The sequence below is a fragment of the Gemmiger sp. genome, from assembly GCF_036306485.1.
In the GTDB taxonomy this organism is placed as follows: Bacteria; Bacillota; Clostridia; order Oscillospirales; family Ruminococcaceae; genus Gemmiger.
Window position 1 is genome coordinate 1 of the sequence record NZ_JAXJZK010000011.1, and the last position, 7,664, is coordinate 7,664.

Consider the following 7,664-nt stretch of genomic DNA (forward strand, 5'->3'; position numbering starts at 1 on the left):
AGTGTAGCAGTCACACGTATCTTCGTAGAACTGCACATTGTGCGGAACGGAGAAGAGCGAAATGCCGTTGGACATTGCAAACGGGTCCTGATAATCCTCGCACTGGGAATGGGATCCCATTGCGGGGCCGTTGTGGACCACAATGCCGCAGTTGCTGGCAATGTTGGCATCCAGCTGGAACTCTTCCAGTTCGAGTTTCGGTGCCTGATAGTTCTTTTTCGTCATGGAATTATTCCTCCCCAGCAGTGATGCTGTTCTGGCTTTCCGGCTCGGTGTCTGCCGTCGGAGCAGGCTCCTCGGTGGCTTCGGGCACCTGCGTCGGTTCGGCGGTCGGAGCTGCCGCAGCGGGCTCCTCGGTGGCGGCGGGCTGCTCGGTGGCAGCGGGTTCCTCGGTCGGAGCCGGCGTGCTGACCGGAGCGGACGCCATCGCGGCAACATCCAGGCTCTCCACCGTGATGTCCTGATCGCCGTCAACCTCGACATCGCCGTTCTCCTCGTCGGGAACAATCTCGCCGTTGTCAACGATCGTGAACTCGGCGCTGCCGGTCACCTTGATGTTGGTCAGGGCAAGAACCTGGTCGGAGGTGTTGGTGATCTTGAAGGTTGCCACATTGTCGCGGATGTTGGCATAGCTGCTGATGTCGTAGTAGCTGTCCGGCGTGTTGTTCACTGCAACGCTCTGATAGTTGATCGTTGCCTGCGCACTGCCCATCGGCGCCTTCATGCCCAGGAACACCTTGTTGGTGTTGGCATCCCAGTTGTTCAGCGAGAAGGTCACGCTCTGGCCCTTTGCCAGATAGACTTCTTCCTTCGGGCCGTTGCTCTGGTATTCCGAAGCCTTCTCAATCTCACCGTTGGTATCGGTGAAGAGGACGAAGTTCACGCCATCCCAGACCAGGCCGCCCTCGGCGTCCACAGAGTAGTCGTTGAGGATCTTCTCACGCAGGGTGACGAAGGTCATGTTCTCCTCGCCATCCGCCGCATAGGCTGCACCGGCAACCGCGATCTTGTCGCTTTCAGGGTTCATCGGGTTGACAACACGGATGCCGTCCAGCCAGAAGTCCTTGCCGTAGTTGAACGCAGCCGCACCGCCGGCAATGCTGACCGTGACGGTGTAGGTGCCGTAGGTGTCGGCATTCCAGGTAAAGACCGGGATGTTGTACAGCGTTCTGTTGGTGACGGTTTCGGTGCCGTTTCCGTCCTCACCGTCATTTTTCTTCTCATCCTTGAAGCTGGTATCGCGCATGAGGGTGTACAGCGTATCGCCGTTCTGATCGGAGATGACCACCTTCATGTAACCGCTGGTTTTGCTGGTACGGGCAAAGAAGGAGGTACCGGTGCCGCTGAAGGTGTAGCTGAACTTGGCGGAACCATTTGCGGTGTTGACATACTTGCTGGTACCGTTGCTGTCGCCGCTATCCTGCAGGTAAGCGGGATCGGAGCCGTAGGGGCTGGTCGTGGTGCCGACAAGGCCGGTCTCCTGCACGTCGTTGTCAGCCGTGCCCTCATCCGTCCAGTTGCCGGTGTAGGACACCAGACCATCGAAGTTTTCTTCGTAGTACATGGTGGTGGCGGGGATGATATAGATCGTGCCGGTATCTTCCGCCGTCACTTCCTTGTTGTCATCGCCGATGCTGGTGACCTTGACTTTGTACGTCAGGGTATCCACATCGTTCAGAGGCTTGTTCAGGGTGTAGGTGATGACACCGTCGCTCAGCTGAGCCGTGCCGCAGCTGCCGCCGCTCACCTCGGTGACCTCGATCTTGTCACCCTTCCAGGTATCGTTCTTGAGGATATCCTCGACCTGAATCTCAACGGGCAGGTTGTAGTCCAGCACAACCTGATCGTTGCTCGGATAGACGCTCGGGTTGGGGATATCGGCGCTCAGGTAGTTCTTGCAGACAAACTGGAGGGAATCCTCCGCTTCCTCACTGCCGGAAATGCTGACCGTCATACTGGTCCAGCCATTCTGGGGTGCGTTCTGATTGGAACCGTTTGCTGCCTTGGCGGAATAGGTGAATTCAGGATCCTGGTAGCCTTCCTTGCTGTCCTCGACCACATAGTATTTGTCGGCGCTGATCTCACCGATGAACTTGGCCGTCTGACCGTTTCTCAGGGTGAAATGACCGTTGCGGTCGGTGGAAGGCGTCGCGATGGTCTGGCCGTTCTCGTTCTGGAGGACGTAGGTGGCATTGCCGACGGGCTTGTCGTTCTTATACAGCGTGAAGCCGAAGTCAACACCATTGACCATCTGCTTTTCCGCTTCGGTCAGCGGATAGGTCTGACCATCCGAAGTCTTGGACTCGGTGATCTGCTTGGTGACCGAGACACTGTCCTTGACGGGCAGGTTGAACTTGATCATGCAGTTGGAGGAGCCGGCGCCGCGTTCCAGGTAGTAAACGGTCAGCTGATGCTCATCGGTGGCTGCAAAGGTCTCGCGGGTCATATTCAGCGCACCGTACTCGGTGACCGTACCGTCCTCGCTCACCTCGTTGAAGAGCTTGCCGCTCAGTGCCTTGCCATTGATATCGGAAGCGGTCTTGCCGGGCAGGTTCACCATCTCGGTGATTTCCCAGGTGTTGTCGGCAAAATTGATCGTGCCGTTCATACCGTTGCGGATACCGCCGATATCCAGAACCAGCGTACCGTCGATGAAGACCCAGACATCGTCATCACCGGAGAACTGGAACTCGATGGGATCAGACTTGTCATCGCTCGCGTTCATGCGGCCGTTGGCGGTCATCGTGAACGGGATGGTGGCATTCATACCGAAATAATAGTTGGCGGATGCCGTCTGAACATAGCTCGTATCATCAAAGGGGAACCAGCCGTTCGTACGTTTATCCTGGCCGTTGAAATCATGGCGCTGCGGCGTCGAGGAGAAGTACAGGTTGGAGTTGCTGGCCGGCGTGGAAGAGGTTCCCTGCGAATAGCTGTCATGGAAATAAGCGCCGGTGGTGTTGGCGTCGAAGGTATAGTAGCCCGTATCTTTATCATAGACAAAGGGCAGACCCACGTTGGTGTAGATCTTCTTGACAGAGGTATCGCTGTTGAAGATGCCGGCATCGGGATAGTTGAACTGGATGTTCATATTGTTGTCCAGCGTCTGCTGAACCATGCCGGAATATGTACGGTTGCCGTTGCTGTCGGTCAGGTTGCCGGTCCACCAGTCATGATTGGCATATGTCAGAGATTTGGTGGTATTCTGGTTTTTCGCCTTGTACAGCGTGATGCTTCTGCGGCTGGAGCTGGCATATTTGGTGCCGCTGGCCGTCTTATAGCCGATGCTCCAGTAATAACTCCCAAACCAGTTGTCGCAGCTCAGACTGGTCACCAGATAATACTGGCCGTTGGTAAGATAATAGTAGCCGTTGTTGACGTAGTTGCTGTAGTTTCCATAATAAGTATAGTTGACCGTCGTTCTCTCGTAGCTGGTGCTGCCCGATCCGTAGGTGTAGGAGTCGCTCTTGCTCGACATATCGCCGAAGTAGACACCATTCCACTGGGTCAGAGAGTTGATGGAACCGCTGCTCAGCGCATTGTCGACTTCCAGCTGATGCGTCGCGTTGTTGATCGTTTCCTGATCGTAGTCATACAGCGTGACGGGGAAATACTTCAGCTCCGTGCCGGCCCGGTCGGAAGGTGCGGTGACCTGATAGGTCGTGGCACGCAGTTCGGTGCCGGGCTCAACGGTGGACTCGTCCTCCACGAGCATGGTCTCGGTGGAATCGGCCGAGCCATTTTCCTCGGGAGCAGCGGTGGGTTCTGCAGTGGGTTCCGCGGTGGGTGCGGGCGTTGCAGAAGGCGTGCTCTCGGAACCGCCGAACAAACCTGTCAGCCAGTCCCGGATAGAATTGTTACCACCGAAGATGCTGTACCCGGAATTCGCAAAGCTGCCAAAGCCCCAACCGGCTGCCGAGGCGCCTGGCGCCATGGTACCGGTCAGCATGGCAACCGATACAGCTGCAGCGGCAACCCTCTGTAACTTACGGTTCATAACTGTGACCTCCTCATAGTCAAACAGGAAAGTGCGCATATCTGCGAGACCTTCCCGCAATGTTAGAGACTTACACATTTCCAGTTTCACCCAGTCTAGCACCTTCTTCGCAAAATGTCAAAGTTTCCCATTTAAAATGGGACAGATTCCCAGATATAAAACAAACGTTTTATCGTTGTTTCCGTCATTTTTGGGGATTTTGGCAGAATTTCCTCTTCAAAATTCATCGTTTTGACGATTTTTTGTGATTCTCTCCTGCTATATGGAAAAATCATGCCGCCGGACGCCCCGCAAAGGGCGCGCGGCGCTGCACCCGTCTTTTCAAACCGCGCAAAATCGTGTATAATAGGAAGAACAACAACTTCTTGGGGGGCGATGGGATGGACCATCCGCAGCAGCCACAATATACCGGCCTGAACCGATGGCTCCGGTCCGCGATGATTGCGCGGCTTCAGGCCTCCCGCAGGGAGGGGACCTTCGGGACCTTTCTGGGCGACTGGAAATGGATTTTTGAGTACAGCCGGCGGTACCGGGCGGCGGTCGTGTTCTATGTCCTGATGGGCATTGCCAGCTCGACGCTGGGCATTGGCGCCTCGGTGGCCAGCAAATACCTGATCGACATTGTGCTGGCGCGCAGCACCGACCGGCTGTGGCTGCTGGTGCTGGCGGCGGTGGCGGGCACGGTGTTCAGCCTGACCTTCAACGGGGTGGTGAGCCGGCTGTCGGCGCGGATCAGCATTGACGTCAACAACGACATCCAGGCCGACATTTTTTCCCGCATCCTCGACGCCGACTGGAAATCCCTCAGCGCCTACGCGAGCGGCGACCTGCTGAACCGGTTCACCAACGACGTGAACACGGTGGCCTCCAACGCCGTCAACTGGCTGCCCAATGTTCTGATCAGTACATACAGTTTTCTGGCCACGTTTTTGGTGATTCTGCACTACGATGTGACGATGGCCTTTCTGGCGCTGCTCAGCGCGCCCTTTCTGCTGCTGACGAGCCGCTACCTGATGCGCCGGCTGCGGGAGTACCGCCGCAAGGTGCTGGAGCTGAACAGCGGCATGATGAGCTTTGAAAGCGAGACCTTCTCGAACTTTGACAACATCAAGAGTTTCGGCCTGACCGAGCGCAGCTGCCGCCGCATGACGGGCTGGCAGCGGGACTACAAAAAGACCAACCTGGCGTACAATCTGTTTTCCATCCAGGCGAATGTCTGGCTTTCGGTGCTGGGGTCCGTGGTGACCTTTGCAGCGTTCGGGTACTGTCTGTTCCGGCTGTGGAGCGGCGCGATCACCTTCGGCACGATGACGCTCTTCCTGCAGCAGAGCAACCGGCTGAGTTCCACCTTCAACAAGCTGGTGTCGATTTTCCCGGGCATGGTGAACGGGGCGGTCAGTGCCCACCGCGTGCGGGAGCTGACCGAGCTGGAGCGGGAACCCCACGACGACGCGGCGGCCGCCGCCCTGCGGGCGCGGGCGGCCGGCGGGCTGCGGGTTGAGATGCAGGATGCCGGCTATGCCTACGAGCCGGGCAAACCCGTGCTGCACGACTGTGTGTTTTCGGCGGCGCCCAACCAGATTGTGGCGCTGGTGGGCCCGAGCGGCGAGGGCAAAACGACGATCCTTCGCCTTTTGCTGGGGCTGATCCGTCCGACCGAGGGCCGGGTGGAGCTCTGCGCGGGGGACCGCCGCTTTGCGATGAGCGCCGACACGCGGGAATTTTTTGCCTATGTACCGCAGGGCAACAGTCTGTTTTCCGGCACGGTGGCGGACAACCTGCGGATGATGAAGGAGGATGCCTCCGACGCCGAGCTGGAAGCGGTGCTGCGCAGCGCCTGTGCCTGGGAGTTCGTCCAGGGGATGGACCACGGGCTGTACAGCCGGGTGGGCGAGCGCGGCAAGGGGCTTTCCGAGGGGCAGGCCCAGCGGCTGGCGCTGGCCCGGGCGCTGCTGCGCGACGCGCCGATTCTGCTGCTGGACGAGGCCACCAGTGCGCTGGACCCCGCGACAGAACGTCGGATTTTGCAGAATCTGATGCAGGAGTGCAGCGGGCGCACCTGCATTGTGACCACCCATCGGCCCAGTGTGCTGGGACTTTGCAGCCGGATTTACCGGGTGAGCGGCGGAACGCTGACCGAGCTGGACCGCCGCGAGGCCGCCCGGCTGATGCAGGAGGAGGCGTGAGAGATGGAGGCATCGCAGCCGCGGGTCGTGACGCCCGAACAGATTCTTCCGATACTGGAACGCTATTTTGCGGCGGGGACGGCGTTTCCGCTGGTCATCACGGGGTTCAGCATGACGCCGTTTCTGGTGTCGGGGCGGGACCGGGTACTGCTGCGCCCGGCGCCCGACCGGCTGCGGCGGGGCGACATCGCCTTTTACCGCCGGACCTCGGGGCGGCTTGTGCTGCACCGGGTGATCCGCGTCGCGCCGGAGGGCTATTATTTTGTCGGGGACGCCCAGTCCGACATCGAGGGCCCCATCTCCCCCACCCAGATTCTCGCCATCGCCGACGAGGCGCAGCGCAAGGGCCGCGTCCAGCGGGCGGGCTGTTTCTGGTGGGAGTTTTTCCGCCATGTCTGGCCGGTGCTGCTGCCGGTACGCCGGCCCATCATGCGGCTGTATGCACGTTTGCTGCACCGCGGCCCGGCAGAAAATTGACGGTCGTTCATTGAAAAAGGCGTCCCGGATTTTTGCGCGGTTCCATAAGAAGCCAAGTTGCAAACCCATGACTGCTGCGAGGCAGCAGTTTTTTGCAGAGCCTTCGGTTTCTGATCTCACCCGCGCCTTGTCCGGGGCGCCTTATTCTTTTTTTCGGCAAACCGATGTCGGGACAGACAAAAACCCCCGCCCTTCCTTGCGGAAGGGCGGGGGTCTTATCGTTTCAGGCTGAGAGAGCCAAAGCGGTCATTACTTGTACAGCTCGACCAGCTTGGTCAGGTGATCGTAACGATCCTCGGCAGCCTTCTGGTTCTTGGCGAACAGAGCCTTGGCACGCTCCGGGAAGGCGCGGCTCAGGCGGCTGTAACGGGTCTCGTTGGCGAGGAAGTCCTGATACTTGTCCATATCGCCAGCCTTGGAGGTGAGGGTGAACGGATTCTTGCCCTCGGCCTTCAGCGCCGGGTTGAAGGTGAACAGGTTCCAGTAACCGGCCTCGACAGCCTTCTTCATCTCGTTCTGGCAGTTGGTCATGCCGCCCTTGACACCGTGCAGCTCGCAGGGAGCGTAGCCGATGATGATGGACGGGCCGGGATAAGCCTCGGCCTCAGCGATGGCCTTGACAGCCTGGGCCATGTTGGCGCCCAGAGCGATCTGAGCAACGTAGATGTAGCCGTAGGTCATGCAGATCTCAGCAAGGCTCTTCTTGCTGATTTCCTTGCCGGCCGCAGCGAACTGGCAGACTTCGCCGATGTTGGAAGCCTTGGAAGCCTGTCCGCCGGTGTTGGAGTACATCTCGGTATCGAAGACCATAACATTGACATCGTGGCCGGAAGCCAGGACATGATCCAGACCGCCGTAACCGATATCGTAAGCCCAGCCGTCGCCGCCGAAGATCCAGAAGCTCTTCTTGGCGAGGTACTGCTTGTCCTTGAGGATTTCCTTGGCTTCATCGCAGCCGCAGGCTTCCAGAGCAGCGATCAGGGCCTTGGCAGGAGCGTCGTTGG

At 58.8% G+C, this 7,664-nt stretch carries 6 protein-coding genes; 2 read left to right on the forward strand and 4 right to left on the reverse strand.

Annotated features, from left to right (window positions below; all coding sequences use genetic code 11):
- The 3 genes from U0L91_RS01375 to U0L91_RS01385 all read right to left on the reverse strand — a co-directional run.
- On the reverse strand, nucleotides 1-225 hold a 225-nt coding region (locus U0L91_RS01375), incomplete at its 3' end, for a hypothetical protein (RefSeq protein WP_330044237.1).
- 4 nt (nucleotides 226-229) lie between these two features.
- Nucleotides 230-3,997 (reverse strand): PA14 domain-containing protein, encoded by a 3,768-nt coding sequence (locus tag U0L91_RS01380; protein ID WP_330044238.1) that lies wholly within the window; start codon nucleotides 3,995-3,997, stop codon nucleotides 230-232.
- Nucleotides 3,998-4,128: 131 nt separating this feature from the next.
- The gene (locus U0L91_RS01385) at nucleotides 4,129-4,386 is read right to left on the reverse strand and encodes a hypothetical protein (RefSeq protein WP_330044240.1); all 258 of its coding nucleotides are present in this window, start codon (nucleotides 4,384-4,386) and stop codon (nucleotides 4,129-4,131) included.
- Here U0L91_RS01385 and U0L91_RS01390 point away from each other — a divergent pair.
- Nucleotides 4,378-6,183, forward strand: a complete 1,806-nt coding sequence (locus U0L91_RS01390) for an ABC transporter ATP-binding protein (RefSeq protein ID WP_330044242.1) — start codon at nucleotides 4,378-4,380, stop codon at nucleotides 6,181-6,183. The genes U0L91_RS01385 and U0L91_RS01390 overlap by 9 nt on opposite strands.
- A 3-nt stretch (nucleotides 6,184-6,186) precedes the next feature.
- Nucleotides 6,187-6,660 (forward strand): S24/S26 family peptidase, encoded by a 474-nt coding sequence (locus tag U0L91_RS01395; RefSeq protein WP_330044243.1) that lies wholly within the window; start codon nucleotides 6,187-6,189, stop codon nucleotides 6,658-6,660.
- A 249-nt stretch (nucleotides 6,661-6,909) separates the two neighbouring features.
- Here U0L91_RS01395 and U0L91_RS01400 read toward each other — a convergent pair.
- Nucleotides 6,910-7,664, reverse strand: a 755-nt coding sequence (locus tag U0L91_RS01400) for a thiamine pyrophosphate-dependent enzyme (protein ID WP_330044244.1), incomplete at its 5' end; no start/stop codon positions are given.